Source organism: Pseudomonas sp. Tri1 (assembly GCF_017968885.1).
GTDB lineage: Bacteria > Pseudomonadota > Gammaproteobacteria > Pseudomonadales > Pseudomonadaceae > Aquipseudomonas.
Map to the genome: position 1 here is coordinate 4,017,400 of NZ_CP072913.1, position 26,193 is coordinate 4,043,592.

21 protein-coding genes are annotated in these 26,193 nt (G+C 63.0%); 14 read left to right on the forward strand and 7 right to left on the reverse strand.

From position 1 onward, the window contains the following. The first annotated feature begins 147 nt into the window (after window positions 1–147). On the forward strand, window positions 148–1,101 hold the full coding sequence (locus J9870_RS17055; protein ID WP_210639165.1) for a 2-hydroxyacid dehydrogenase: 954 nt from the start codon (window positions 148–150) through the stop codon (window positions 1,099–1,101). On the opposite strand, the gene tssA is transcribed toward J9870_RS17055, so the two are convergent. From tssA to J9870_RS17080, 5 genes are read right to left on the reverse strand one after another with little or no spacing between them, the layout of a single operon-like run. After that, a complete protein-coding gene (gene tssA, locus J9870_RS17060; protein WP_210639166.1) occupies window positions 1,098–2,186 on the reverse strand; it encodes a type VI secretion system protein TssA in 1,089 nt (362 codons plus the stop codon). The two genes, J9870_RS17055 and tssA, sit on opposite strands and share 4 nt — an antisense overlap. Next, entirely contained in the window at window positions 2,183–6,007 is a 3,825-nt protein-coding gene (locus J9870_RS17065) for a type VI secretion protein IcmF/TssM N-terminal domain-containing protein (protein ID WP_210639167.1), read from the reverse strand. Before J9870_RS17065 ends, tssA begins: the two co-directional genes overlap by 4 nt. Next, window positions 6,004–6,765, reverse strand: a complete 762-nt coding sequence (locus J9870_RS17070; RefSeq protein ID WP_210639168.1) for a DotU/TssL family secretion system protein — start codon at window positions 6,763–6,765, stop codon at window positions 6,004–6,006. The genes J9870_RS17065 and J9870_RS17070 overlap by 4 nt, the downstream gene beginning before the upstream one ends. Window positions 6,766–6,783: 18 nt before the next feature. Continuing rightward, a complete protein-coding gene (gene tssK, locus J9870_RS17075) occupies window positions 6,784–8,115 on the reverse strand; it encodes a type VI secretion system baseplate subunit TssK (protein ID WP_210639169.1) in 1,332 nt (443 codons plus the stop codon). A 51-nt stretch (window positions 8,116–8,166) separates the two neighbouring features. After that, on the reverse strand, window positions 8,167–8,616 hold the full coding sequence (locus tag J9870_RS17080) for a type VI secretion protein (RefSeq protein ID WP_210639170.1): 450 nt from the start codon (window positions 8,614–8,616) through the stop codon (window positions 8,167–8,169). Between the two features lie 224 nt (window positions 8,617–8,840). On the opposite strand from J9870_RS17080, the gene tssB reads away from it, so the two are divergent. The 10 genes from tssB to J9870_RS17130 all read left to right on the forward strand — a co-directional run bounded on the left by tssB (window position 8,841) and on the right by J9870_RS17130 (window position 20,630). Beyond that, complete coding sequence (tssB, locus tag J9870_RS17085; RefSeq protein WP_210639171.1) at window positions 8,841–9,401, forward strand: type VI secretion system contractile sheath small subunit; 561 nt, start codon at window positions 8,841–8,843, stop codon at window positions 9,399–9,401. A 30-nt stretch (window positions 9,402–9,431) separates the two neighbouring features. Beyond that, a complete protein-coding gene (gene tssC, locus J9870_RS17090; protein ID WP_210639172.1) occupies window positions 9,432–10,913 on the forward strand; it encodes a type VI secretion system contractile sheath large subunit in 1,482 nt (493 codons plus the stop codon). A gap of 228 nt (window positions 10,914–11,141) precedes the next feature. Continuing rightward, window positions 11,142–11,639 (forward strand): Hcp family type VI secretion system effector, encoded by a 498-nt coding sequence (locus tag J9870_RS17095; protein ID WP_210639173.1) that lies wholly within the window; start codon window positions 11,142–11,144, stop codon window positions 11,637–11,639. 12 nt (window positions 11,640–11,651) lie between these two features. Continuing rightward, window positions 11,652–12,095, forward strand: coding sequence for a type VI secretion system baseplate subunit TssE (tssE, locus tag J9870_RS17100; protein WP_210639174.1), 444 nt, complete (start codon window positions 11,652–11,654; stop codon window positions 12,093–12,095). Next, window positions 12,079–13,869 carry a type VI secretion system baseplate subunit TssF gene (tssF, locus tag J9870_RS17105; RefSeq protein WP_210639175.1) on the forward strand — a complete coding sequence of 597 codons (1,791 nt, stop codon included), beginning with the start codon at window positions 12,079–12,081 and terminating at the stop codon, window positions 13,867–13,869. Before tssE ends, tssF begins: the two co-directional genes overlap by 17 nt. Then, window positions 13,833–14,858, forward strand: a complete 1,026-nt coding sequence (tssG, locus tag J9870_RS17110; RefSeq protein ID WP_210639176.1) for a type VI secretion system baseplate subunit TssG — start codon at window positions 13,833–13,835, stop codon at window positions 14,856–14,858. The genes tssF and tssG overlap by 37 nt, the downstream gene beginning before the upstream one ends. 1 nt (window position 14,859) lies before the next feature. Continuing rightward, entirely contained in the window at window positions 14,860–17,403 is a 2,544-nt protein-coding gene (tssH, locus tag J9870_RS17115) for a type VI secretion system ATPase TssH (protein ID WP_210639177.1), read from the forward strand. Window positions 17,404–17,459: 56 nt separating this feature from the next. Beyond that, window positions 17,460–18,029 carry a hypothetical protein gene (locus tag J9870_RS17120; protein WP_210639178.1) on the forward strand — a complete coding sequence of 190 codons (570 nt, stop codon included), beginning with the start codon at window positions 17,460–17,462 and terminating at the stop codon, window positions 18,027–18,029. Between the two features lie 35 nt (window positions 18,030–18,064). After that, window positions 18,065–20,074 (forward strand): type VI secretion system tip protein VgrG, encoded by a 2,010-nt coding sequence (tssI, locus tag J9870_RS17125; RefSeq protein ID WP_210639179.1) that lies wholly within the window; start codon window positions 18,065–18,067, stop codon window positions 20,072–20,074. A gap of 13 nt (window positions 20,075–20,087) precedes the next feature. Next, window positions 20,088–20,630: a toxin-antitoxin system YwqK family antitoxin gene (locus J9870_RS17130; protein ID WP_210639180.1), complete on the forward strand. Its 543-nt coding sequence runs from the start codon at window positions 20,088–20,090 to the stop codon at window positions 20,628–20,630. Between the two features lie 284 nt (window positions 20,631–20,914). On the opposite strand, the gene J9870_RS17135 is transcribed toward J9870_RS17130, so the two are convergent. Beyond that, a complete protein-coding gene (locus J9870_RS17135; protein ID WP_109755997.1) occupies window positions 20,915–21,310 on the reverse strand; it encodes a DUF4280 domain-containing protein in 396 nt (131 codons plus the stop codon). 186 nt (window positions 21,311–21,496) lie between these two features. Between J9870_RS17135 and J9870_RS17140 the strand changes: the two genes are divergently transcribed. From J9870_RS17140 to J9870_RS17150, 3 genes are all read left to right on the forward strand, one after another. Further along, a complete protein-coding gene (locus J9870_RS17140) occupies window positions 21,497–22,564 on the forward strand; it encodes a phosphotransferase family protein (protein ID WP_210639181.1) in 1,068 nt (355 codons plus the stop codon). Window positions 22,565–22,588: 24 nt separating this feature from the next. Further along, complete coding sequence (locus J9870_RS17145; RefSeq protein WP_003180553.1) at window positions 22,589–23,356, forward strand: SDR family oxidoreductase; 768 nt, start codon at window positions 22,589–22,591, stop codon at window positions 23,354–23,356. Window positions 23,357–23,576: 220 nt separating this feature from the next. Then, the gene (locus J9870_RS17150; protein WP_210639182.1) at window positions 23,577–24,692 is read left to right on the forward strand and encodes a Gfo/Idh/MocA family oxidoreductase; all 1,116 of its coding nucleotides are present in this window, start codon (window positions 23,577–23,579) and stop codon (window positions 24,690–24,692) included. Window positions 24,693–24,735: 43 nt separating this feature from the next. Here the strand turns inward: J9870_RS17150 and J9870_RS17155 are convergent, their stop codons facing one another. Continuing rightward, entirely contained in the window at window positions 24,736–26,184 is a 1,449-nt protein-coding gene (locus J9870_RS17155) for an FAD/NAD(P)-binding protein (RefSeq protein ID WP_210639183.1), read from the reverse strand. Window positions 26,185–26,193: the final 9 nt, after the last annotated feature.

Consider the following 26,193-nt stretch of genomic DNA (forward strand, 5'->3'; position numbering starts at 1 on the left):
CTGTAAGGTCGCCTTCGCGAGCAAGTTCACTCCCCACAAGGACGACGCTACAACCGAAATGCACATAAAAAGCCGGAACCCCCTGCCCTCTGCTCCTACAATCAGGTTGAATACTTGAAATCGCCCCAGCGCCCACAGGAGCCCAGCATGACCGCAACCGTTCTGGTACTGGTTGAAACCGTCAATGACTACCTGCCAATTCTCGAGCGCCAGGGCTATCACCTGGAATTGGCGCCAACGCCTGCCGAACGCAAGACGGCGATTTTCGAACACGGTGAACGCTTCAGCGCGGTGCTGACCCGCGGCCCCCTGGGTTTGACGGCCGACGAAATCGCCGTCCTGCCCAACCTGCAAATCATTTGCGTGATCGGCGCCGGTTACGAGCAGGTCGATCTCCAGGCCGCCAGCAACCGCGGTATCGTGGTGACCAACGGTGCCGGGGTCAACGCCTCATCTGTAGCCGACCACGCCATGGCACTGCTGCTGGCGCTGGTGCGCGACATTCCTCGGGCCGACGCGAGTGTGCGCCGGGGTGAATGGGCGAAGGTCATGCGCCCCTCCCTGGCCGGCAAGCGCCTGGGTGTACTGGGCCTCGGCGCGGTGGGCATGGCGATTGCCAAGCGGGCCGCCCTGGGCTTTGACATGAGCGTCAGCTATCACAATCGCCGGGTACGCAGCGACGTGCCCTACACCTTTTGCGCCACGCCAACGGAACTGGCCCGGGTCTCGGACTTCCTGATCGTCGCCACACCCGGCGGCCTCGACACCCGACAGTTGATCAACAAACAGGCCCTCGACGCCCTGGGACCCAATGGTTTTCTGGTGAATATTGCCCGGGCCAGCGTGGTCGCCACCGCCGACCTGATCAATGCTCTGGAGCAACGACGAATCGCCGGCGCGGCACTGGATGTATTCGATCACGAGCCTGAAGTGCCCGCAGCCTTGAAAAACCTGCCCAATGTGGTCCTGACACCCCATGTGGCGGGCCTGTCGCCGGAAGCCACCCGTGGCACGGTGGAGCTGGTGGGCCAGAACCTGACCGCGTTCTTTTCCGGCAAGCCGGTGCTGACACCGGTGCCATTACCCGACGCGCAGCATTAAAGAACCCCCAGCAACGTCCACAGACGCCGGGACTCGGCGTCGGCACTGATCAGCTCGCCCAACAGCTCGCTCAAAGGCTTGTTGCCCCACTCCACGCCGCGCCGGATCAGATAAGGCACCGGGCTGTGCGGTTCGGTGCGCGACAGGTACCCGGCGATGACCAATAGCTGTCGATAGGCTTCTTCGCGACTGGCCGGCTCCTGGAAGACCTGGGCCGGCGCAGCGTTCGCCTGCGCCAGGTCAGGCTGAGGCGCAACCGTGGGGGAAGTTTGCATCGGCACGACAGTGGGTTGCTGCGGATTCATTGCGATGAACTCCTCTACCAGGGCCAGCAAGGCCTGTATCACGTCCTGCAGGGCTTTATAACCTGGCGCCAGATTGCCCAGGTAAGCGTCGCTCCAGGCTTCGAGCCGTTGCAAGTGCTGCTGGCTCAGCATCAGGCTGCCCTGGCGATGCAACCAGAACGACAGCGGCGTGGTGCGAATCAGCTCAGTGAGTTTCTTTTGATCGCTGCGTGCAGCTTCGGCCGATGCCTTGGCGTTTTTGCTGTCGTTGCCCAACACTTGCTGGCGCTGCAAACGTTGCCAGTCATCCAGGCTGAAACCGGCGAAAGCCGGGTCCCGGCCATCGAACAACGGCACCCGCGTCAGCAGCACTTCGCTGTAGCGCCGGGCCAGCCACTCTAGCGGAATCACCCGCCACGCCTGGTCACCCTCGTCGGCCTGGGGGTACAACTGTTCCGGATAACGCTCACATAGGCCAGCGACCAAGGCCAGGCTGCCCGGCAAGCCGTCCAGCCCCGCCAAGTGCAACCAGGCCTCGCCCAGCCAGGCACTGATCATCAGGTCCTTGCTGCGCTCGAGCAACAGCGTGGTGGCGAGTCTTTCCAGCTCCGGCCATTGGGCGCGCTTGATCGAGGACTGCCAGACACCGGTGGGCAGGCTGGTGTCATCCTCCCGGCGCAGCTCGCGCAACTGGTCAAATGCCGGGTCATAGCGCAGGTCCTGGCCACAGGGGGACTCGGCGCTGATCGGTTCGAGCAATTGAGTGATCAATTCCGGCATGGGGGTTATCGGCAAGCTCACAGGCCCTCCTCACGCGTGGCGATGGCGGGGCTCGATGAGGTCGCCATGAAAGGTGAACGGGGTGCCCGGGTCGGCAGCGGCGGGATCGACAGCGGCAGCTTCGAACCCTGGCTCATCAACGACAGGCGCAGGAACATCAACGTTTGCTGTGCCGTGCTGGCCTGGGTCTGGGCCGTCACCGGCAGTTGCAGAGTCAATGGAAAATCGGTGTAGTCGACATTCGGCTGGCGCTGGACCGACACCAGCGAGCGCATCAGGCGCAGCAACGACCAAGGCCCCTGATATTCCCAGCCAGCCTCCAAGTCACGCACCACCAGGTTCGGTTGCAAGGGGTCGTTGGCCGGACGCTGGTAGCCGTTGCGGGCCCAGCGCAAGGTCAGGCGCACCGGTTGTCCGACCATCCAGCGCAGGTTCTGTTGGGCGCCACCGGGGTAGCTGATCTGCTGGTTGCCGGCGTTCAAGCCCCAGGCAATCACCTGGTCGGCGCCGCGCTCTTCATCGCGATCGGTGCGCCAGCGCACGTCCATTTCCACGCCGAGAATGCCGCTCTTGTCCCGCACGAACAACGGCCCAAGCCAGGTGCTGGCCTGTTTCAAGCGATTGAGGAAGTCTTCGGCCGCCAGCCGATCCGGCGTCTGGCTCAACGTCAGCCCGGCCTGGGCCAGGGGCAAGCGCGTGTCGATCAACTCCAGCAGGCGCTGGACCCGCGCCGGGTCAGCGTCGCTGGCCCGCACATCCTGGGAAAACGGGAAGCGCCCGGCCAGGTATTGATTGAAATAGTTAGCCAGGTCATTCCAGGCAGTCGCTGCCTGGTTCTGCTGCAGATACAGGCACCTTTGCAGGGCGCTTTGCTGCAACGCGACGGTGCGTTGGGCCAGGTCACCGCGCCCGGCTGAAAGACTGGCGGTTTGCAGGATCTGCGCGCAGGTAGTGGTGTCCATCTCGATGAAGTCCCGGCTCACCAACTGCTCCAGTTGGGCCGCCGAACTGGCCGGGTTCTGGTTCTTGTACTTGAGTAATTCATCGTTGATGGCCATGAACCGCGCCACCTGATCGTGCTCCAGGGCCGACAGGTTGTCCTGCTGGACGATCAGCCACTCCAGCGCCGGCATCCGTTGCTCGGCGATCTGCAACATGGCGCCGAATTGCTGGTTCAGGTTCAACTTCAGGTCCTGCGGATCGCTGGCACCGTAGAGCTGCAAGCCGAAGTTCTTCGAACCGTCCCAACGCTGGACATCGGCCCGCTGGCTGAATAACGGCTGGGCATCGATTTCGTCCAGGCCGCTCTTGATCTGCGCCAATGCCCGGCGATTGAGCAGACGCTGGAAACGTATCGCCAGGTCGCCCCGGTGTACATCCATGAAAGCCTTTTGCAGCGCAACGGCCTGGGCCGTTTGCACATTGAAGCCCATGCCGGGCAACTGCTCGTCGCTTTCATTGAGGCTCAACCACATGGCTTGCGCCGCCGCGCCTTCAGCGGCCTGCATCAGCGCATCACGGTAATCCGGCGGGATGCGCGGCAGCTCTTCGTTGGCGTAGCTCTTGTAGCTGGCGAAGTAGTTCAGGGCGCCGCTGAAATCATCGCTGCCGTCGCCCTGGCTCATCGAATTGGTGTTGCTGCCCGATGGATCCTTCTGCAACGCCAATGCCACGAAATCACGCTTGAACAGCGCTTGCACCGCACCGTCCAGCGCCGTGACATGGTCTTGCAGCACCAGCAGGCCACTGCCCTGCTGCACCAGCAGATTGTCCCGGGAGCCGGACTGGACGATCCACTGGTCCCTGAAGCTCTGTTGCAGCTTCGCCGCCTGGCTCTCCAGGTCCTGTTCGATATCCGGGCCAAGCAAGGTGCTATGGCTGACCTTGTCCATCATCTGGGTGTAACCGGGCACCAGGTCCTGCCCCTTACCGCGCCCCCAGGCCGAATTGGTCAGGCTGACCAGCGTCTGCAAGTCATCGATCAGCGCCATCAGGTCTTCGAGCTCACTCAATGAGTTGCCACCACCGGACTCCAATCGCTGCAGATGCAGCTTGAGATAGCCGGCCTGGCGCACGAAGTTATCGGCCAGGAAATAATGATCGAGCCAGCGCTGCATCAGGCCGGTGAAGTTATCGGAAATCGCCGGACGCGCGGCGTTCAGGTCCAATCCTTTCAGGTCGGTGTTTTGTGCATCGAACAGCACCCGGTTGTAGAACCGTGCCCGGCTCAAGGTTCCCGTATTGAGGTTCAACGACAGGGCGTTGTTACTCAGCTGCACCAGTTCATCCAGTGGCGCCTTGGGGTTGTTTATCGCCTGGCTGAACAGCTGATTGTGTTGTTCCAGGCGCACGGCTCGCTCCACCAGGTCCTTGGCCTTCACATAGCTTTGCCATTGCGCCGGGTCTTCACTTTCCACGTTGCCCCGGCGCTCGGTGTTGCGGATGGACTTGAGCTGTTCCAGGTCCCAGTTCAGCAGATCACGCAGCGGCAACACCCAATGATGCCGGGCGGTCAGGCGCAAGCCCTCCTCCAGTTGCGTGTCCACCGAGGAGAACCACGAAGTGGGGAAGACCACCGAGACGAAGCGCCAGCGCGGGGCCTTTTCCAACATGTTCCAGTAGTTCTGCACGTTGTGCCGGGTCGGTTCCAGTTGCGGCTCGTCCGAGTCAACCACCAGATGGTTCTTATGGGCACTGAGGATCAGCCGCGAGAGTTCCTCGGCCTCCTCCACCGAATCGTGCCAGACCCACAACATCCCCCCCAGCCAGACCAGGCCGACCACCAGCGCGACCGCTCCGGCCAGCCGATGCCAGCGCTGGCGCAAGCGCAACAGACGTGGCACCGGCTGGGCCAGGCCACGCTCGGCCACCAAGCGACGTGACCACAGTTGCCGGGCGAAAACCGTTTGCCGCAGGAGGTTGTCAGTGGCCGCGAACCCATCCCCTGTCACCGCCGGCGCTTGGCTGGCGGTGAAATAGACACCCCGAAAACGCGGTGCCTCGCCCTGGGTGTTACCTTGGAAAACCGGCTCCAGCAGGATCTGCAGGGGCCGCCGCAAACCTTCGAAACGCTCGGGCAACCCGTAAAGATCGGCACTCAGTTGCCCCGACAGCGCGCCGACCTCGATGATCGACTGCGACAGCGCAGCATTCACCTGATCCAACGCCTGGTCACTCCACTGCGATTGCCAGGCCGCATCCGGCAGGTAGGGTGAAGACCAGCCCAAGGTCGATTCCCGGGCCTCGGCAGGCAATGCGCTGACCAGCTCCTGGAACCCGGGCAACTGTTCCATCCCGGTGATCACCACGTACACCGGCAGGCTGAGGCCGAACCGTTGCAGAAGGTCGATAAAACCGCGCCGGGCCTTGAGGCTCAACTCGGTGGTGTGTTCGATGTCGTCGAGCTGGCCGAATGGGACAGTCCAGATCACTGCGTCCAGGGGCCGCCGGCTGCGCAGCCGCAGGATCAATCCGAGCAAGCGCCACCAGTTGCCGCGTTGCCGGTTCATGCCCTCATCGGGCAGGAACAACGCCTGGGGCACCACCAGCACCGCACCTTCGGTATCCGACCACCAGCGCCCGAACCATGCAACTTTGTCAGTGGGTTGCAAACGCCACTGGGCACACAACTGCGCGCTGTCCGCTTCGTTGCCAAGCATCATCAGCCAGGGCATCTGATAGCGGTCTCGGACGCCCTGTTCCTGTTCCATGTGGCGCACTGCCCCATAGAAACTGCGAATTGCCACTCCACCCTGGGTCCGCAGCCACCAGATCCCGGCCACGATCAGCAGTACCAGGACGATGGCCAGCAACACCAGGGCGAAGATGCTCAGGGGGCTCATGAGTCCTGCTCCTGGACCACCGACTCGTTCAGTTGCAGGACCGGTTCAAGGGCCGAACCAATGTCACGCCAGAACACCTGCCCCAAGCCGGTCAGCAACAGCACCATGGCCAGGATCGCCAGCCCCAGGCGAACCCCGTCCGGCAGTGACTGCTGCCCCGGCATACGCACCGGCGCTGCCGCCGAAGACAGCGCCAGGCGCTGACTGACATCGACATAATCGGGTTCGTGCTGCCAGGCAAAGGTGAACAACGCCAGGCGCCATTTCTCATGCTGGACCTGACCGGGCTCGCCGCGCAGCCGGCCCTGAAACCCGAGGATCAGGCATTGCAGATAAACGTTCGCCAGGTCTCGGGTGCCGGGCATCTGCTCCTCCAGCAATTTCTTGATGGCTGCCGGCAGGCGCTCGCCGGCCTGGCGGCTGGCATACATGCGTGATTCGAGTGGGTGCTGCTGCCAAGCCAGTTGTCCCGGCCAGGGGGTGAATAACAAGGTTTCGTCCACCAGTGCGACGAACGCGTAGACCAGCGCCTTGACCTGCTCGGTGGCGGCATCGCCAACGGTGGCGAAGGCCGCTCGCCACAAGCGCTGGGCGCTGCGCCCGGAAAACTCCACCACTCGGCTGACCAGTACCGCGGGGTCGCTGTCCTTGGGCAAGTCCTGCCATTGCTGGAACCACTTCAGCCAGGCCTGACGAAATGCGCTGCTCAGCGGCGCCTCATGCAGACCCCGAACCGCCCCGCCACTTCCATCAGGCATACGACTCCCCTTTTGCAATCAGGCACTTTCACCGGCTTGCGCCACAAACAACACCACTTGCCACGGAGTGCTGGCCTGGGCCGACGCCGGCGCCACAATGTGCAATGGCAACTGCCCGTCAAACCATTGCCCGCTGGCGGCCACCACAAATAACCGGGTGTCGTCGCCGACGCTGTAGGCCACCTGCTCGTTGCGACTCATGGCCTGATGGGGCAAGCCACTCATGCGCTGGCGGCTCAACAGCGCCACGTGCGGCGCAGACGCGATGATCGCCCCGCGCAGCCACTCGGCCGCCGCCTGCTCACTGGCACCATTGGGCATGCGCAGGCCGATCACCAGGCGTTGGCTGGGCTGATCGTCGGGCAACTGGATCGAGAACACCTGGTCATTGCGCTCGAAGGCCAGGCTGCGATAGCCGGCGCGAACCAGCTCCAGGGTGTCTTCCAACCAGTCGAGCAGCGGCTCGTAGCCGCGCTGCAACTCCAAAAAATCCAGGGGGGCGAAGGCCGGCACGCCCGCCAGTGGATCGAGGGCCGACCAAGCACCGGCCAACCCCAGCAGCAAACCGTAAAGCGCTTGCGGGGTCGCCACCCGGGTGTTCAACGCACCTTCGATTTCCGGCAACCGTGCCCACAACGCGGTCAATTGCCGGCGGATTTCCATGGCATCGTCCTGATTCCCGGCGGCCTGGGCCTGACGCAGCCGACCGGCGAGAAACAGGCACTTTTCCCGGGCCCGGGCACACAGCCCGGCGACGCGCCGACCGAGCACCGACTCCGGCAGCAGCACGGAGGTAGGCGGCGTGTAGGGCACCCGCAGAAAGCCACCGCCCTCCTTGCGAATGCGCAACAGCGGCAAGCAGATCGAATCGGCCTTGCTCAGCTGGGTGCACAGCCGCGGGTTCGGACGCCAGACGGTGATCGACTCGGGAAACTCGCCACTGGTGAGATCCGGCAACGCCTCGCCGACCACCGATTGCAAGCGGCCCTTGAGCGGCAGCAATTGCCCGGCGCGCCAGAGCGGGCTGACGGCCAGGTACACGGTCACGGTGGCATCGTCGGTCTGGTTGACCGCCTCGCTGATGTCCAGCTCCAGGGTCGGCCCGACGCCAGCCTGCAGGTTGACCGGCAAACCATCCGGCAAGGTACCTTGCAGTTGCAACAGCCGCACCTGGCCGGCGCTGAGGGCCGAAGGGTCGACTTCCAACTGGCTGACGCCCCAGAACCAGGGATTGCAGGCCCCGGCAAAATGCGCAGCCAGAGCCTCGGCCCGCAGCCCTTGCAATTGAAAATGCTGGGGCAACAACTGCATGCCCTCATGCCAGCACACCGCGTCAGGTAACAGACTCATACGACTCCCTTCGACATCCCAATGTCGCCGCGCATGGCGGCCCGCGGTCACTCAAGGCTGGTTGTCATTCACGAGGGTCATCTCGCGACTGTCGAACTTCAGCCAGGCCTCGCGCTGATCGTCCAGCCGAAGCCGGTGGGCTCCGGGAGTGTTATAGCTGGCGAAGACCAAAAGTCCAGCGGCGCGCCGGCCCTCCAGCGGGAAGGGTTGGCGGTCGATGAATTGCCCCGGAACCAGCTCCAGCCCCCACACCGACATGAGTTGACGATAGTCGCGCTGGAACTGTTCGCGCTCGGCGAACCACTGGCTGGCAGTGATACCCGACAGCTGCTTGAGCAGGTCCGGGTCGTTCACGGCGATGAAGTCCACTGCGATCGGCGTGTCGTCATTGGCCCGCGGCGCGACGTCCAGGGTCAAGCTGTCCAGGTCGACACTGGGCGCAAAAAGCGAGCAACCGGTGAGCGCCAGGCTCAAAAAAAATCCGGAAAAAAAGACACGCAAAATGAATCTTCCTTTTCTCAGCGGTCAAAAATTGTTTTTGCTTGCATTTTTATAGACCTGTTCTAGCGTCTTGGATAGTTCGACCAGCACGGTCGAATGGACCAGGTTCGTCAAGGGAATGACAGGTTTTCTGCCGTCCATTTGCAACCTGCGGATCAGCAAGGGAATGCGATGAGCGGGCCTCCCGATGCATTGCTCCCCCACATGCATCGGAGTCGGCCGCCATGGCAGAAAGTACCCAGCACAAGCTCGACAGAGTCCGTCCTCCCCGCGTCCAGATCACCTATGACGTGGAAATCGGCAACGCCATCGAGAAAAAAGAATTGCCACTGGTGGTCGGCATTCTGGCCGACCTCTCGGGCAAGCCACTGGACCCGCTGCCCAAGCTCAACGAGCGGCGCTTCACGGAAATCGATCGGGATAATTTCAACGAGGTACTCGCTTCCATCTCCCCCCGCGCCACGCTGCAGGTGAACAACACCCTCAGCGGCGACGACAGCAAGCTCAACATCGAACTCAACTTCCGTCACATCGATGACTTCGACCCGGTCAAGGTCGTGGAGCAGGTCACGCCGCTGCGCCGGCTGTTCGAAGCCCGTCAACGCCTGCGGGACCTGCTGACCAAGCTCGATGGCAACGACGACCTGGACAAGCTGCTGCGGGACGTGATCGCCAATACCGAAGGCCTGCAAGAGATCAAGTCGGCCCGGCCCCAGGATGCACCGCAAGAGCTACCGACGGTGGCCGCCAACGATGACCCGGCCCCGACCGAACCTCAGGCCTGATCGTGCTCATCATTCAAGGGAGATAAAGCCATGCCTGCTTCATCCAGCGCTCAAACCAGCGAGAGCACGACCCAGACCCTGTCCCTGCTGGACAAGATCATCGCCGAAGGCCGCATGGCCCACGACGACAGCCAGCAGGACTATGCCCGTGACATGCTCGCCGAATTTGCCACCCAGGTCCTCGACGAAGGCATGGCCATCGACAAGGACACGGTGGCGATGATCAATGACCGCATCAGCCAGATCGATCAGTTGATCAGCGCCCAGCTCAACGAAGTGCTGCACCACCCCGACCTGCAGAAACTCGAGGCCTCCTGGCGCGGCCTGCACCTGCTGGTGCAGAACACCGAAACCAGCACGCGGCTCAAATTGCGCCTGCTCAACGTCACCCAGAAAGAACTGCAGAACGATCTGGAAAAAGCCGTCGAGTTCGACCAGAGCGCGCTGTTCAAGAAAATCTACGAGGAAGAATACGGCACCTTCGGCGGGCACCCGTTCAGCCTGCTGGTGGGCGACTACACCTTCGGCCGCCACCCGCAGGACATCGGCCTGCTGGAAAAACTCTCCAACGTCGCGGCGGCGGCGCACGCCCCGTTCATTGCCGCCGCCAGCCCGCGGTTGTTCGACATGACCAGTTTCACCGAACTGGCGATACCCAGGGATCTGTCGAAGATTTTCGAGAGCCAGGAACTGATCAAATGGCGCTCGTTCCGTGAAAGCGAAGACTCGCGCTACGTGTCACTGGTGCTGCCGCATTTCCTGCTGCGACTGCCCTACGGTCCGGACACCTTGCCGGTGGAGGGCATCAACTACGTCGAAGACGTCAACGGCACCGACCACAGCAAATACCTGTGGGGCAACGCCGCTTGGGCGCTGTCGCAACGCATCACCGAAGCCTTTGCCAAATATGGCTGGTGCGCCGCGATTCGCGGGGCCGAGGGCGGTGGTGCGGTCGAAGGCCTGCCCGCCCATACCTTCCGCACCAGCTCCGGGGACCTGTCGCTCAAATGCCCGACCGAAGTGGCGATCACCGACCGCCGCGAGAAAGAGCTCAATGACCTGGGCTTCATCGCCCTGTGCCACAAGAAAAACAGCGACGTGGCGGTGTTCTTCGGCGGCCAGACCACCAACAAGGCCAAGCTCTACAACACCAACGAGGCCAACGCCAACGCGCGGATCTCGGCGATGTTGCCGTATGTGCTCGCGGCTTCGCGTTTCGCCCATTACCTGAAGGTGATCATGCGCGACAAGGTCGGCAGCTTCATGACCCGCGACAACGTGCAGACCTACCTCAACAACTGGATCGCCGACTACGTGCTGATCAACGACAACGCGCCGCAAGAGATCAAGGCGCAATACCCGTTGCGCGAAGCGCGGGTGGACGTGACGGAGGTGGCAGGCAAGCCGGGAGCCTACAAGGCCACGGTATTCCTGCGGCCGCACTTCCAGCTCGAGGAGCTGACCGCCTCGATCCGCCTGGTGGCGACCCTGCCGCCACCGGTAGCCGCCTGATCAATAAAAACCTATGGCGAGAGGGCTTGTTGTGGCGAGGGGATTTATCCCCGTTGGGGCGCGAAGCGGCCCTGAATACCAGCAACCCGGTGTGTCAGCAGATTGAGCTGACTGTTTAGGGCTGCTGCGCAGCCCAACGGGGATAAATCCCCTCGCCACAGGTTCGGCGTTCGTCTTTAACGGATCGGTATCGGGTAACACCCCACTCGACTTCAGGAGTTCCACACAATGGATGCAATAATTCTCGACCTCGGCGGCGACATCAAGGGCGACAGCCTGCTGGAGGGCTTCACGGACAAGATCGAGGTCATGTCCTATAGCCACAACGTGTCGATGCAAGTCACCAACGACGTGAGCAACTCGGAGCGCACCTCCGGCCGGCCCCACATCGGCGAGTTCACCCTGACCAAGTTCATCGACAGCTCCACCCCCACACTCAACGAATATTGCTGCGCCGGTAAACCGATCCCGCAAGCGGTCATCACCATTGGCCGCAACGCCGCCGAGGGCAGCGGCAAACTCATGCCGTTCATCATCTACACCCTGACCAACGTGGTGCTGTCTAACGTCAGCGTCAGTGGCGGTACAGGCGGCAAACCGGTGGAAACCCTGTCGCTGAACTTCACCAAAATCAAATGGGAGCTCACCGCCCAGAAAGACGACGGCACCAAGGAAGGCACCGCGGGCACGACCTGGGACCTGGCGGCCAACAAAATGACCAAGTGACGGAGCGCGCCCATGGCAGGCTTCGGGCTTCGCCCACCGCTGTTCGATCGCCTGGCCAGCTCGGCGGACGATGCTGGCCGGGCGTTCGATCGACAGGCGCTGCAGGACTCGGTCCACGCCGAACTGCAACGTCTGTTCAATACCCGGCGCGGCCCGCGGGCGCTGACCGATCCACCGAGCATCCTGGACTACGGCATCGCCGACTGGACCGCATTGCAACAGCAGCGCAGCGATGACCGCCGGCAACTGACCCGGGAGATTCGCCAAGCCATCACCCACTTCGAACCTCGCCTGCATCTTGGCGAGGTTGAGGTCACCCCGGTGCCGGGCCATCCACAGCAACTGAGCATACGGTTATTGGGCGAGCTGCGCGGCGACGCGCACCCATGGCCCGTGGCATTTGTCATCGAGCACGCCGGTGACGGCCTTGAGGTACGACATGAGCGACTCGATTGACCCGCAACTGCTGGACTATTACCAACGCGAACTGACCTGGCTGCGACATGCCGGGAGCCTGTTCGCCGAGCGTTACCCCAAGGTCGCCCGGCGCCTGGAGTTGTCCCCCGGCGAATGCCCCGACCCGCACGTCGAGCGCCTTCTGGAAGGCTTCGCACTGCTGGCCGCGCGTTTGCAACGCAGGCTCGACGACGACTACGCCGAGTTCAGCGATGCCCTGCTCGAACAGCTCTACCCATTGGCCATGCGCCCATTGCCATCGTGCGCCATCGTGCAGTTCGAACCCGACCCAAGCAAAGGCAACCTCAACGAGGGCTACCCCCTGCCCCGGGACACACCGTTGTTCGTCACCACCGACAAGGGCCAGAGCATCCACTTTCGCACCACCGCCGCCGTGCACCTGTGGCCGCTGGAAGTCAGCGAAGCGCTGCTGCTGGGCAGCGACGAAGCCCAGGCGTTGACCGGCGTAGTCCAGGCCCGTTCGGCCTTGCGCCTGAACCTGCGGTGCCTGGGAGAGAGCCAGTGGGCGACCCTGGGGATCGATCATCTGCGAGTGCACCTGGCGGCCTCGCCGATGATCAATGCCTGGCTGTATGACTTGCTTGGCGCCCACGCCGTCAAGGTCCTGGCTGGCGCGCCGGGCAGCGTACCGGAACCACTGACAGGTTTGCCGCAGATCGTCGGTTTCGCCAGTGACCAGGCCTTGTTGCCGGATGAAGACGGCGTGCACCCCGGCATGCGCCTGCTGGCCGAGTACTTCGCCTTCCCCGACAAGTTCGGTTTTTTCGACCTGCCACTGGCCGGTGCAAGCAGCGATAGCCCATCCTTGTACCTGTACATCGTGTTCGATTGCGCACCCGCCAGCCGCCTGCCGCTCCAGGCCAGCGACATCGCCTTGGGCTGCGCGCCGGTGATCAATCTGTTTCCCAGGACCTCCGAGCCACTGCGCCCGGACGGCACTCGCAGCGAATACCGACTGGTGGCCGACAGTCATCGGGAAAACAGCGTCGAAATCCACAGCATCCGCGGCATGCGCACCACCTCCAGCCAAGGCGTACGCAAGGTGCCGGCCTATTACGGCAGCCAGCACGGCAGCGACCAGCCATGCTATTGGCATGCACGGCGGGTCAGCGGCATGAGCCCGAACCGACTGGGCACCGATTTGATGATCAGCCTGGTGGACACCCAACTCGACCCCTTGGCCGAGACCCATGGCTACAGCCTCACCGCTGAACTGCTGTGCACCAACCGTCACCTGGCCCAAAGCCTGCCGGCCGGCACTCCGCTGGGTTTCGAGCGACCGGGGCCGGTGGCCTGGGCCCGCCTGCGCAACCCGCCCAGCCCACAGAGCCTGCCACGCCTGGACGGTGAGTCGCGCTGGCGACTGGTGTCGCAACTGACCCTCAACCATTTGTCCCTGGTCGAAGGCCCCCAGGCCCTGGACGCGTTGCGCGAGATTCTCGAACTGCACAACCTGCGGGACGAGGCCAGCGCCCGGCGCCAGATCGAAGGGGTTTCGGGGCTGGGCTGCGAACGGGTCATCGCCCACGTCGGCGAAGACGCCTGGCGCGGTTGGCGTAACGGCTTGGAAGTGCGCTTGCAGCTGGATCCACAACACTTCGTCGGCAGCAGCGCCGTGCTGTTCTCCGGGGTACTGGCGCAGTTCTTTTCCCTGTATGCCACCGCCAATCGTTTCGTGCGCACCGTACTGGTTCAGTCCGACAAGGAGGTGAAAACATGGCAACCCCAAGCCGGCAAGCCCCTGACGCTCTGAACCTGAGCCAACGGCTGCGGCGCGATCCACAGCGCTTCGAATGGCTCCAGGCCTTGTTGTTACTGGAACGCGAACACCCCCAGGCCGAAACCTTGGGCAGCGGTACCGCGCCACACGCCGAGGCTTTACGCTTGCGCGGGCCATTGACGCCGCTGTTCGCTGCCAGTGAAGTCGAGAGCCTGAGCCAGGAACCTGGCTCGCCGCCAACCCTGACCACGCCCATCTTTGGCCTCGGCGGCCCGGACGGTCCGCTGCCCTACGCCTATCAGGAGTGGCTGCAACAACGGGCGCGTGCGCGGGATCATGCGCCGGCGGAATTTCTCGACCTGTTCCAGCATCGACTGCTCAGCCTGCTCTATAAGGTGATGCGCAAGCATCGCATCGCCCTGGGTTTCACTGCCCCGGCGGCATCCGCCGTCCAGGCGCAATTGCGCGCGCTGACCGGCCTGCTGCCCAAAGCCCTGCAAGAACGCCAGGCCGCGCCTGACTCAGCGGTACTGGCCTGCACGGCGCTGTATGCCGATGGCCGCCGCTCCCTGGCCGGGTTCGCGGCGATTGTCCGTGAACAGTTCGCACTGCCGGTGGAGCTGACCGCCTATGAAGGGGGCTGGCGGGAAATACCACCGACCAGCCGCAGCCGCTTACAACTGGGCGGGCGCAACCTGCGCCTGGGCCGTAGCGCGGTGGCCGGTACCCGGGTCTGGGACGAACACGCCGGGGTGCGCCTGACCCTCGGCCCGCTGACTGTCGCCCAGGCCGCTGGACTGCTGCCCAATGGCGAAACCCATCCGCTGCTCGCCAGCCTGTATGCCTTGTATTTCGGCCCCGACCTGGACTGCACCCTGGTGCTGCTGGTCCGTGGCGCCAGCCCACTGCAACTGGGTCGCCAGGCACCGCCACGGTTGAATTGGAACGGCGGCCTGCAACGCCAGCCGAGCCTGGCCGTGCAACGGATCGAAACCCGCCTTCGTCAGCCGGAGATCGCCTGAAATGGAACTGGCCAGCCTGATCGGACGCCTCAACCCGGACAACCGTCGCGCCCTGGAAAGGGCGGCACAACGTTGCATGCAACGCAGCCATCATTACGTGGAAATCGAACACCTGCTGTTGGAATTGCTCGACATCGAGGGTGGCGATTTCGCCTGTCTGCTGCCGCGCTTCGGCCTGGAGCGTGATGCGGTGGCAGCGGAAACCAACAAAGCCCTGGACCTGTTCAAATCCGGTAGCACCCGCACGCCCGCCCTGTCGGCACAGACCATCGGCCTGTTGGAAGATGCCGTGGTGCAGGCCAGCGTGCTGGGCCTGGACAGTATCCGCTCCGGGTTGTTGTTGCTGGCGCTGCTGGACCGCGATGAGCGCCGCAGCCTGCTGCTCAACAGCGCCTCATCGTTGCTGCGCATCCCCCGGGACGCCTTGCGCGCGCACCTGTTGGAATGGACCGAAAGCTCCCGTGAACATGTCGGTGGCATGCGTCCGGCCAGGCCCGGCGAGGCACCACAGAAACAGGCCCCGGTGCTGGACCAGTACACCCAGGACCTGACCGCCGACGCCCGGGCCGGACGCATCGACCCCATCGTCGGCCGCGATGGCGAGATCCGTCAGTGCATCGACATCCTGCTTCGCCGCCGGCAGAACAACCCGATCCTGGTGGGCGCGCCCGGCGTGGGCAAGACCGCCGTCGTGGAAGGCCTGGCCCTGCGCATCGCCGCCGGGGATGTGCCGCCGTCGTTGCAGGAAGTCACCCTGCGCGTACTGGACCTGGGTCTGTTGCAGGCCGGCGCGGGTGTCAAAGGCGAGTTCGAACAGCGCCTCAAAGGCGTGATCGACGCGGTCCGCAGCGCCGAAAAACCGATCATCCTGTTCATCGACGAAGCCCACACCCTGATCGGTGCCGGTGGCGCAGAAGGCGGCAGCGACGCGGCCAACCTGCTCAAACCGGCCCTGGCCCGGGGCGAGCTGCGCACCCTGGCCGCCACCACTTGGCTGGAGTACAAAAAATACTTCGAGAAAGACCCGGCCCTCGCGCGCCGCTTCCAACTGGTGCAAGTCGAGGAGCCGGACGAACTCACCGCCGTGGAAATGCTCCGTGGCGTGGCGAGCAAACTGGAACAACACCACGGCGTGCAGGTGTTGGACGCAGCCATCCACGAAGCCGTGAAGTTGTCTCACCGCTACATCTCCGGACGCCAGTTACCGGACAAAGCCATCAGCGTGCTCGATACTGCCTGCGCCCGGGTCGCCCTCGGCCAGCACGACGTGCCGCCGCCCCTGGAAAGCCTGCGCCACCGGCAAAACAGTCTCAAGGACGAGGTCGAACGCCTGCGCCGGGAACAGGCCACCGGGCTGGATCACCGCGAACGTATCACCCTGCTCGAAGGCGAATCGACCAGTAACGTGCAGGCCATCCGCGAGCTGGAAACCCGCTGGGGCGAAGAGCGCGAAGCGGTACGCGAACTGCTCGACACTCGGCGCGAACTGCTCGCCCTGAGCGAACGCGCCGACAGCGAAAAACCCGACACCGAGATCGATAACCGCATCGATCATCTGGCCGCCGAGCTGCTGCGCCTGGAAGCCGGCCTCGATGCCATTCGCCAGGACGATCCGTTGGTCCCCGAACAAGTGGACAGCAAGACCGTGGCCGCCGTGATCGCCGGCTGGACCGGCATTCCCGTCGGCAAGATGCTCGCCGACGAAGCCCACGCCGTGCGCACCCTCGGCCAGCGCATGGGGCAGCGGGTCATGGGCCAGAGCACGGCACTGAACACCATCGCCCAGCGCCTGCAAGCCTATCGCGCCGGCCTCACCGATCCGCAGAAACCGGTCGGCGTGTTCCTGCTGGTGGGCCCCACTGGCGTGGGCAAGACCGAAACCGCCTATGCCCTGGCCGATGCCCTGTACGGCGGTGAGCGCAACCTGATCAGCATCAACCTCTCGGAATATCAGGAGGCCCACACCGTCAGCCAACTCAAAGGCGCCCCACCCGGCTACGTCGGCTATGGCAGCGGTGGCGTGCTCACCGAAGCGGTGCGGCGCAAACCCTATTCGGTGGTGCTGCTGGATGAAATCGAAAAGGCCCACCCGGATGTGCTCGAGGCGTTCTACAACGTCTTCGACAAAGGCCTGATGGAGGACGGCACCGGCCTGGTGGTGGATTTCAAGAACACCGTGATGCTCGCCACCAGCAACGTCGGCGCCGAACTGCTGCTGGATACGCCCGTCGCGCAACTGGGCAGCGACGCCTTCAACGAAGCCTTGCACAAAGTGCTGCTACAAGCGTTTCGCCCGGCGTTTTTGGCGCGCATGACGGTGGTGGCCTATCGGCCACTGGATGAGGCGACGCTGGAGGGGATTGTGTTGGCGAAACTGGAGAAATTGCGCGGGCGCTACAAGGCCGCGACCGGTAAGCAATTCGAGTTTGATGCGGGGATTGTCAAGGCGGTGTTGGCCAAGTGCAGCGCGGCGGGTGCGCGGGATGTCGAGAATGTGTTGATGACGCAGGTGACCGGGAAGTTGGCGGAGTGGGTGTTGGAGTAATACTGCTAAACCGGCCGACTTTTACAACAGCTTCTTACTCAGCGGAGACAGGCATCATGACGGAAGAAGAATTTTTAAACGTTGTCTTGCAAGCGGCTGGCGTCCATCCGCAAGACTTCTCCGGCACGCCCAGCCAGTTCAATAAAAGCTGGGCTTCGAACGGCCCGTGGGAAAGCGCCGCCCAAGTTGAGATTTCCTACCACCTCCAACGTGGCTACGGGATCACTGCCAAGGTCAGGGAGATCAGTTACCCCTGGCCTTACAGCGCAGAGAAGGTGGATTTCTATTTCGTTCTTCTGGGAAAGAGTTATGCAGTGGAAATCAAGGTAGAGAGCACAAACGGAGATTTCGGCGGTGCGAACCTTCAGGAGTCCATCACCCGGGATGTCAACAAGCTCAACGGGTTCAAGGCTGATAATCGCTGGGTCGTTATCGTCGCTACAAGCCAGAAAAATCGTGAGTTGCTGGACAAGACATTGAACCGTGGTGATTCATGGGTCTTCGACGTCGAGGGGTCCTTTACCGCTTATCTGTGCAACATAGACACGTACCCCCATGGCCTTCCTATCAGTCGATCGAACGAATTAAGCGCGCCGTACAATTTCATCACCACTCATTACAGCTGACGCCTGCGTTTTTCTTGAAGTCGTGAGGCCTTTCAATGCCCCGCTCCACCGACAGCAACACCACGCTATCGCTCACCGCCGCCACGCTGTCGGCGCTGTACCCTGAATCGCTGTCGGGCGAAGAAAGCCTCAACGCATTGGGCTCGCACATCCTCAACGGCATCAACGACGGCGCCTCATTAACCCTCACCACTGCCGTTGCCAGCCACGTCACCACCACCCTGCACAAGGACGCGCTGCAGCGCCCCATGGACTTTCTGGTGGCCGAAATCCGCCAGCTCCCTGCCGATGCCACCGCCGAGCGTTATCAACTCTTGCTGCGTCCCTGGCTGTGGTGGCTGAGCCTTGCCAGCAACAACCGCGTATTCCAGAACCTCGCCACGTCGGACATCGTCACGACGATTTTCAAGGCCCATGGTTTCACCGATTTCCAGCTCAAACTCACCGGCAGCTACACGCCACGCGAATACTGCGTGCAGTATGGCGAAACCGATCTGGCCTTCGTCTCGCGCCTGATGGAAGAGGATGGGATCTTCTGGTTCTTCACCCACGAAGCAGGCAAGCACACACTGGTACTGGCCGACAGCAACGACGCCTTTGCGCCCATTCCCAATGGGCCGACGGTGAATTATCTCGGGCAGAAACTGGGTGAGCGGGAACTGCACGGCATCCGCAGCGGGCAAGTGTGCCTGCAGGCGGTGAGCGGGGTTTACCAGGCCATCGATTATGAATTCACTACGCCGACGACATCACTCTTCAGCCAGGCCGAGGCCGTGGCCGGAGCAAGTTCGATGTACGAACATCCGGGCGGCTATACCGTCAAGGCCCAAGGCGATGCCCTGACCACGCAGCGGGTGGATGGCCTGCGCAGCCAGGAGAAACGTTTTGTCGGCGAAAGCGACTGCCGCTGGCTGGTGCCGGGGTATTGGTTCACCCTCGCCGGCCATGAAGACACGACACTGAATATCGATTGGGTCGTGACCTCGGTCCGCCACGAAGCCAGCCACGACGGCTATCGCAATCGCTTCGAAGCGATCCCCAAGGCCACGGCCTATCGACCGGCCCGCCTCACGCCCAAACCGCGCATGCACACCCAGACCGCGCTGGTGGTGGGCAAGGCCGGCGAAGAAATCTGGACCGATGAATACGGCCGGATCAAGTTGCAGTTCCCCTGGGACCGCACCGGCAAGAACGACGAAACCTCGTCCTGCTGGGTACGCGTGGTGTTGCCCTGGAGCGGCAAGGGTTTTGGCATGCAATTCGTACCGCGCATCGGCCAGGAAGTCATCGTCACGTTCATCGACGGCGATCCCGACCGTCCGCTGGTGACCGGTTGCGTCTACAACGGCGACAACGCCCTGCCCTACGCGTTGCCGGCGAACCAGACCCAGTCCGGGATCAAGACCAACTCGTCCAAGGGTGGCGGCGGTTTCAACGAGTTGCGTTTCGAAGACAAGAAGGACGCCGAGGAGGTGTTTCTCCAGGCCCAGAAAGACTTCAACATCAATGTGCTCAACGACACCACCGCCACCGTCGGCCACGATGAAACCCTCACGGTGCAGAACGCCCGCACCCGCACGGTCAAGGAAGGCGACGAAACCATCACCCTGGAAAAAGGCAAACGTAGCGTGACCATCCAGACCGGCAGCGACAGCCTCGACGTGAAAGACACCCGCACCGTCACCGTCGGTTCGGACCAGAACCACAGCACCGGCGGCAACTACACGCACAAGGTCACCGGCAACTACGACCTGACGGTGGACGGCAACCTGACCATCAAGGTCAGCGGCACCCTGACCCTGCAAAGCGGCGGCAGTTTCGCGATCAAGAGCGGCGCGGACCTGGCGGCCCAGGCCAGCACCTCCATCAGCCAGAAGGCCGGCACGGCCCTGAGCAACCAGGCCGGTACGTCGTTGGAAAACAAGGCCGGCACCACGCTGACCAACGACGCCGGCATCAGCCTGGTGAACAAGGCCGCCGCCGAACAGACCGTGGACGGCGGCGGCATGCTGACGATCAAGGGCGGTTTGGTGAAGGTCAACTGACAGGAGCGCCCCGATGGCCTCGAAAAAACTCGACGTGGAGCGTGGCGACAGCCAGCTGAGCGGTCAACTGGTCGATGGTCGGCTCGACGGCCCGCTGCAAATTGAAGAGGCCCAGCGCCCGCAAGCAAAACTCAACTACAGCCAGGGTGAACTGCAAGGCACCAGCACCCTGTATCACCCCAATGGAAGGGTCTCGGCAGTGATGCCGTTCGTGAAAGGTAAATTGCAGGGGGTGGCGAGTTTTTATGCCGCAGAGGGTGGCTTGCAGCGCCAGGCCACGTATCGCAATGGGTTACTGCACGGTGAGGCCAGCAACTACTTCCCCGACGGGCAACTGGCCGAGGCCGAGTTCTATCGCGACGGTGTGCGCGACGGCCGCTATCGCCGCCTGCACCCTAACGGCAACCCGGCGGTCGAAGCCCGCTACCTCAATGGCCAACTGCTGGAACCGGCCCATGCCTACGCTGAAGACGGCCGGCCGCTGGATGCCGAGGGCAAACCGATCTCCCGGGTGCGCTGGTGGTTCAGGCGTTGGAATGATCCAGCGCAGGCCTGACTACCCCGTCCATCCTGTGGGAGCGAGCCTGCTCGCGATGACGGCAGCACAACCAACATCACCACCAACTGACCCACCGCTATCGCGAGCAAGCTCGCTCCCACAGTGTTTTCGAGGTGGTCGCAGATTTTATGGCCACTAGTAAGTCCTCTGTGGGAGCGAGCTTGCTCGCGATGACGGCCTCACAGTCAACATCACCATCAACTGACCCTCCGCTATCGCGAGCAAGCTCGCTCCCACAGGGATTGGAGGTGGGCAGCTAGCCTGCGTCCACCACGCAACCATCAAGGGATAAGCATCTGCACCTGCCCCGGCACGACGATCTTGATCACCCCGGCCCAGGTGCACATCAGGGTACTGTTGGCGTCGATGGCCGGCATGTTACCGAGCAACAGTGTGGGCGCGCCGCCAGGGATCCAGGGGGTCGCGGTGGCGGGAATGCACGGCATGGGGGTCAGCACACCCAATGCCGCCGCAGTCGCGGCGGCCACGGTCGGGTTGGCCAGGCTCTGGCACATGCCGAACGTGGTGATGTTCACCAGCGGGATGTGATCCATGATGTTCGCCGCTGGCATGCCGCCGGTCAGCAGGCGATTGACCGGCAGTACATTGAGCACCGCCGGGGCGACGCCGAAGCTGCATTGCAAGGTTGCGGTGCCACACACTTGCGGGCATCCCATCGCGATTGCTCCTTTGAAAGCTGCAGGCTTCACAACCATAGCTCGCCCATGGCCGTCGTGCATCAGGCCCGCTGATTATCCTGCAACACGCTAACCTATAAGACCCTGGCGTGCTTGTGACGCCTCCCTCGCGCCATTAGATTAGCCAATGATCGATGGCCTCCAAAATAAGCAGAAGGGATAAGCATGGCGTTTACTGATCAGTCCACCCGCGTGCGCGACGGTGAAGAACTCGATGCCAACCTGATCGACCCATACCTCAAGGCCCACATTCCAGGCCTCACCGGCGTGCCGCGGATCAGCCAGTTTCCCGGTGGTGCGTCGAACCTGACCTACTTGCTGGAATACCCAGAGCAGGAATTCGTCCTGCGCCGTCCGCCATTCGGCCACAAGGCCAAATCGGCCCACGACATGGGCCGTGAGTTCCGCATCCTCAATCAATTGCGCGAAGGTTTCCCCTACTGCCCAAAAGCCTACCTGCACTGCACCGATGAGTCAGTGATGGGCGCCGAGTTCTACGTGATGGAACGGGTCAAGGGCATCATCCTGCGCTCCGATCTGCCGCCGGAACTGGGTTTCGACGCCGCCCGCACCGAAGCACTGTGCAAGAGCTTCATCGACCGACTCGTCGAACTGCATCAGGTCGACTATAAGGCTTGCGGCCTGGCCGACCTGGGCAAGCCCGAAGGCTACGTGGCCCGGCAGATCCGCGGCTGGAGCGATCGCTACGAAAAAGCCCTGACCCCCGACGCGCCGAAGTGGGAAGCGGTCAAGGCCTGGCTCAACGACAAGATGCCCGCCGACCACCCGACTTCGAGCATCGTGCACAACGACTACCGCTTCGATAACGTCATTCTCGACCCGGACAACCCGATGCAGATCATCGGCGTGCTGGACTGGGAACTGACCACCATCGGCGATCCGTTGATGGATTTGGGCAACAGCCTCGCCTACTGGATCGAGGCCGACGACCCGGCGCCGGTACAGTTGATGCGCCGCCAGCCAAGCCACGCGCCCGGCATGCTGACCCGCCGCGAGTTCGTCGATTACTACGCCGAGCGCGCCGGGATCCGCATCGACAACTTCGATTTCTATTACACCTACGGCCTGTTCCGCCTGGCCGGGATTGTCCAGCAGATCTACTACCGTTTTTTCCACGGCCAGACCCAGGACAAACGCTTCGCGCAGTTCGTTCAGATGAACAAGCTGCTGGAGCAGATGAGCCTGCAGGTCATCGGCAAATCCACGCTCTGAGCACACCTATAACAAGGAAACAGCATGTCCAAGACTCAGTTGTTCGACCTCGACGGTAAAATCGCTTTCGTTTCCGGCGCCAGCCGTGGCATCGGCGAGGCCATCGCCAAACTGCTGGCCCAGCAAGGCGCCCATGTGATCGTGTCCAGTCGTAAACTCGACGGTTGCCAGCACGTGGCCGACGCGATCATCGCCGCTGGCGGCAAGGCCACCGCCATTGCCTGCCACATCGGTGAAATGGAGCAGATCAGCCAAGTGTTCGCTGGCATCCGCGAGCAGTTCGGGCGCCTGGACATCCTGGTGAACAACGCCGCCACCAACCCGCAATTCTGCAACGTACTGGACACCGACCTGGGGGCATTCCAGAAAACCGTCGACGTGAACATTCGCGGCTACTTCTTCATGTCGGTGGAAGCCGGCAAGCTGATGCGCGAAAACGGCGGCGGCAGCATCATCAACGTGGCGTCGATCAACGGCATCTCGCCGGGAATCTTCCAAGGCATCTATTCGGTGACCAAGGCCGCCGTGATCAACATGACCAAGGTGTTCGCCAAGGAATGCGCGCAGTTCGGTATCCGCTGCAACGCCCTGTTGCCGGGCCTGACCGACACCAAGTTCGCCTCGGCCCTGGTCAAGAACGACGCGATCCTGAAAACCGCCCTGGCGCAGATCCCCCTCAAGCGCGTGGCCGACCCGAGCGAAATGGCCGGCGCGGTGTTGTACCTGGCCAGTGATGCATCGAGCTACACCACGGGTGTGGCGCTGAATGTGGATGGCGGGTTCCTGTCCTGATAGCGAATTCTGTGAAAGCCCCTGTGGGAGCGAGCTTGCTCGCGATAGCATTGCATCAGTGACACAAGTACTGCTGACCCACCGCTATCGCGAGCAGGCTCGCTCCCACAGGGAATAGCAGCGACTGCAAAAATGAATATTTATTCCAATATTTGCAATTTAGGAATATTTATTCCATAAATAGCCCTCCTGAAAATAACAATTCAAAGGGCTCTTTCTCATGCGTGAACTCGGTATCGGTCTGATTGGCACCGGCTTCATGGGCCGTGCCCATGCGCTGGCGTTCCACAACGCCAAGGCGGTCTTCGACCTCCCCCTGAACCTGACACTGGCGGCCCTGGCCGACGCCGATCCCCAGCGTGCCCGGCAATGCGCCCAGAGCTGGGGGTTCGCGACGGCCCACAGTGACTGGCAACAACTGATCGACGACCCGAAGGTCCATCTGATCGCCATCACCACCCCCAACCATTTGCACTTCCCCATGGCCATGGCTGCCCTGGCGGCGGGCAAGCCGGTCTATTGCGAAAAACCCCTGGCGGTATCCCTGGAGCAAGCCGAGCAGATGCAGCAGGCGGCCAAGACCGCCGGCGTGGTAACACGGGTCGGCTACAACTATCAGCACAACCCGATCATCCAACTGGCGCGGGACATGATCCAACGCGGCGAACTGGGGCAGATCATCAGTTTCCAGGGCGAATTCAGCGAAGACTTCATGGCCGACCCGAGCTCGCCGTGGTCATGGCGCTGCGAAGCCGCCCACGCCGGTGGCGCACTGGCCGACCTGGGCAGTCACTTGCTGGCCATGGCTCGTCACCTGTTGGGCGATGTCCAAGCGGTATGCGCCGACAGCCAGACCGTGCACCACCAACGCCCCGCCAGCGCCGGCAACGCCGAACAACGCGCCATCGCGGTAGACGACCAGGTCCACGCCCTGCTGCGTTTCGCCAATGGCGCCCGAGGTACGGTGAGCAGCAGTTGGCTCAAGCACGGCTACAAGAACCACCTGAGCTTCGAGATCAGCGGCACCCTCGGCACGCTGGCGTTCGATCAGGAACGGCTCAACGAACTGCGCCTGTGCCGCGTCGGTCAGGCAGGTTTCCAGCGGCTGCTGGCCGGTCCGGATTTACCGGGGTATGCCGCGTTCAGTCCGGCGGCCGGGCATCAGTTGGGGTACAACGAATTGAAGACGCTGGAGGTGCAGGAACTGGTCATGGCCCTCGCAGGCAAAGGTGGCAACGGCACCGATTTTGCCGAAGCCTGGGAAGTGGAGCGGCTGGCGACGGCGATTCGGTTGGCGGCGCGGGAGCAGCGGTGGGTGAAAATCAGCGAGCTGTAACCGCTCGTTCGCTGCACCTTGTAAGCCCTCTGTGGCGAGGTGTTCAGTTTCGATTTAGGGTTTGCAACTCAACCAACCGCCCCGCCAACGCCTTGGCCTGGCTCGCAACGTCGGTCACGGCGGTGCTTTCCCACCACATTCCGCGCAGTGGCGGGCCCATGGCGAACAGCCGCTCGGCAGGCTCGCCTTGGGCGTCCAGCACCGCCCCATCACGCCGCGCGGCGATGCCCAGGGCCAATGGGCCGGGCTGGATCAGACCACGGGCCAGCAACTGCTGCGGCAACGGTCGCGCCACCCGGCGCCAGTCATATTCGATGCCGCTGGAGTTGATCAATGCCGCGCCCTGCACCACGGTCAGGCCAGCCTCGCCTCGTCGGCGGATGTGAATCGCCAGCGCCCCTTCGGCGGATGACGCCAGGCCCTTGAACGACGCCGCCTGGATCCGCAACCGCCCTTCCCCATGCAAACGCGTCACCAGTTCCGCGCTCAACGGTGGCGAGCGATGATGATGGCTCTCCCACCACGGCCGTACATGCCGGACGAACTGCCGACGTTGCACATCGCTGGCCTGGTTCCACAAACGCCCGATGTGTGCGCGCACGGTGTCCAGCGGTGCCTGCCAATCGATGCCTTGGGTCTGGGCCTGGCGGCATTGCTCACGCAGGGCCCGCATCAACTGGCGCGGCGAACGCAGGCTGTGATCTTCGGCGAGGAAATCCACCCAGGCCGGCGGCTGGCGACGCACGTGGGGCAGCAGTCCATGACGGGAAAATACTTCGATAGGCCCGCGATGCCCGGCCTGTTCCAGCGACACCACGGCGTCGACCATGGTCAGTCCCGAGCCGATGATCAACACCGTGGACTGCGGGTCGAGCTGGCGCATCGCAGCCACATCCCAAGGATCCAGGGCCGCGGCATTCAAGCCGCTGGATTCGGTCTGCGGGGTGCGCGCCGCCGGGAACATGCCGGTGGCCAGCACCGCGAAACGGCCACGCAAGATTTGGCCATCGTCCAGTGTCACCATCACGGCATCGTCGGCAAGCCGCAGGTCCACGGCCTCCCCGCGCACATGCTCGGCGGTCGAACCGTTTTGTGCACCCAACTCGCGAGCCTCGGCCAGGCGTTGCTGCACATAGAGGCCGAACATCCCCCGGGGTGGGAACAACTCGCTGATCGGCACGTGCTGCTGATCCGATTCGGGCCAGCCGCCGGCTTCGACGAACGCGGTGAGCCATTGGGTCAGGTCATCGGCGTTGTCCGGATCGACACTCATGCGCGCCGCGTTGCCGTTCAAGGTATGGCCCAACTCCACAGCGCTGTAGGCCTCGCCCCGACCCAATTCGCTGCGAGGCTCGACAATCAACACCTCGCGTCGGCCCGGCAGGCGCAGCAACTGCGCCGCCAGCATGGCGCCGCTCAGGCCGCCGCCGATGATCAGGATGTCCGCCTCGCGGGTGATGTCACGCTCATGTCGATCCAGCGCTGTGTCCATACCGCTCTC

Bases quoted from the DNA above. Each gene is read 5' to 3' on its own strand.
- J9870_RS17055 (WP_210639165.1), top strand. From the start codon at position 148: ATGACCGCAACCGTTCTGGTACTGGTTGAAACCGTCAATGACTACCTG.
- J9870_RS17065 (WP_210639167.1), bottom strand. From the start codon at position 6,007: ATGAGCCCCCTGAGCATCTTCGCCCTGGTGTTGCTGGCCATCGTCCTG.
- J9870_RS17070 (WP_210639168.1), bottom strand. From the start codon at position 6,765: ATGCCTGATGGAAGTGGCGGGGCGGTTCGGGGTCTGCATGAGGCGCCG.
- tssK (WP_210639169.1), bottom strand. From the start codon at position 8,115: ATGAGTCTGTTACCTGACGCGGTGTGCTGGCATGAGGGCATGCAGTTG.
- tssB (WP_210639171.1), top strand. From the start codon at position 8,841: ATGGCAGAAAGTACCCAGCACAAGCTCGACAGAGTCCGTCCTCCCCGC.
- tssC (WP_210639172.1), top strand. From the start codon at position 9,432: ATGCCTGCTTCATCCAGCGCTCAAACCAGCGAGAGCACGACCCAGACC.
- J9870_RS17095 (WP_210639173.1), top strand. From the start codon at position 11,142: ATGGATGCAATAATTCTCGACCTCGGCGGCGACATCAAGGGCGACAGC.
- tssE (WP_210639174.1), top strand. From the start codon at position 11,652: ATGGCAGGCTTCGGGCTTCGCCCACCGCTGTTCGATCGCCTGGCCAGC.
- tssF (WP_210639175.1), top strand. From the start codon at position 12,079: ATGAGCGACTCGATTGACCCGCAACTGCTGGACTATTACCAACGCGAA.
- tssG (WP_210639176.1), top strand. From the start codon at position 13,833: ATGGCAACCCCAAGCCGGCAAGCCCCTGACGCTCTGAACCTGAGCCAA.
- tssH (WP_210639177.1), top strand. From the start codon at position 14,860: ATGGAACTGGCCAGCCTGATCGGACGCCTCAACCCGGACAACCGTCGC.
- J9870_RS17120 (WP_210639178.1), top strand. From the start codon at position 17,460: ATGACGGAAGAAGAATTTTTAAACGTTGTCTTGCAAGCGGCTGGCGTC.
- tssI (WP_210639179.1), top strand. From the start codon at position 18,065: ATGCCCCGCTCCACCGACAGCAACACCACGCTATCGCTCACCGCCGCC.
- J9870_RS17130 (WP_210639180.1), top strand. From the start codon at position 20,088: ATGGCCTCGAAAAAACTCGACGTGGAGCGTGGCGACAGCCAGCTGAGC.
- J9870_RS17135 (WP_109755997.1), bottom strand. From the start codon at position 21,310: ATGGGATGCCCGCAAGTGTGTGGCACCGCAACCTTGCAATGCAGCTTC.
- J9870_RS17140 (WP_210639181.1), top strand. From the start codon at position 21,497: ATGGCGTTTACTGATCAGTCCACCCGCGTGCGCGACGGTGAAGAACTC.
- J9870_RS17145 (WP_003180553.1), top strand. From the start codon at position 22,589: ATGTCCAAGACTCAGTTGTTCGACCTCGACGGTAAAATCGCTTTCGTT.
- J9870_RS17150 (WP_210639182.1), top strand. From the start codon at position 23,577: ATGCGTGAACTCGGTATCGGTCTGATTGGCACCGGCTTCATGGGCCGT.
- J9870_RS17155 (WP_210639183.1), bottom strand. From the start codon at position 26,184: ATGGACACAGCGCTGGATCGACATGAGCGTGACATCACCCGCGAGGCG.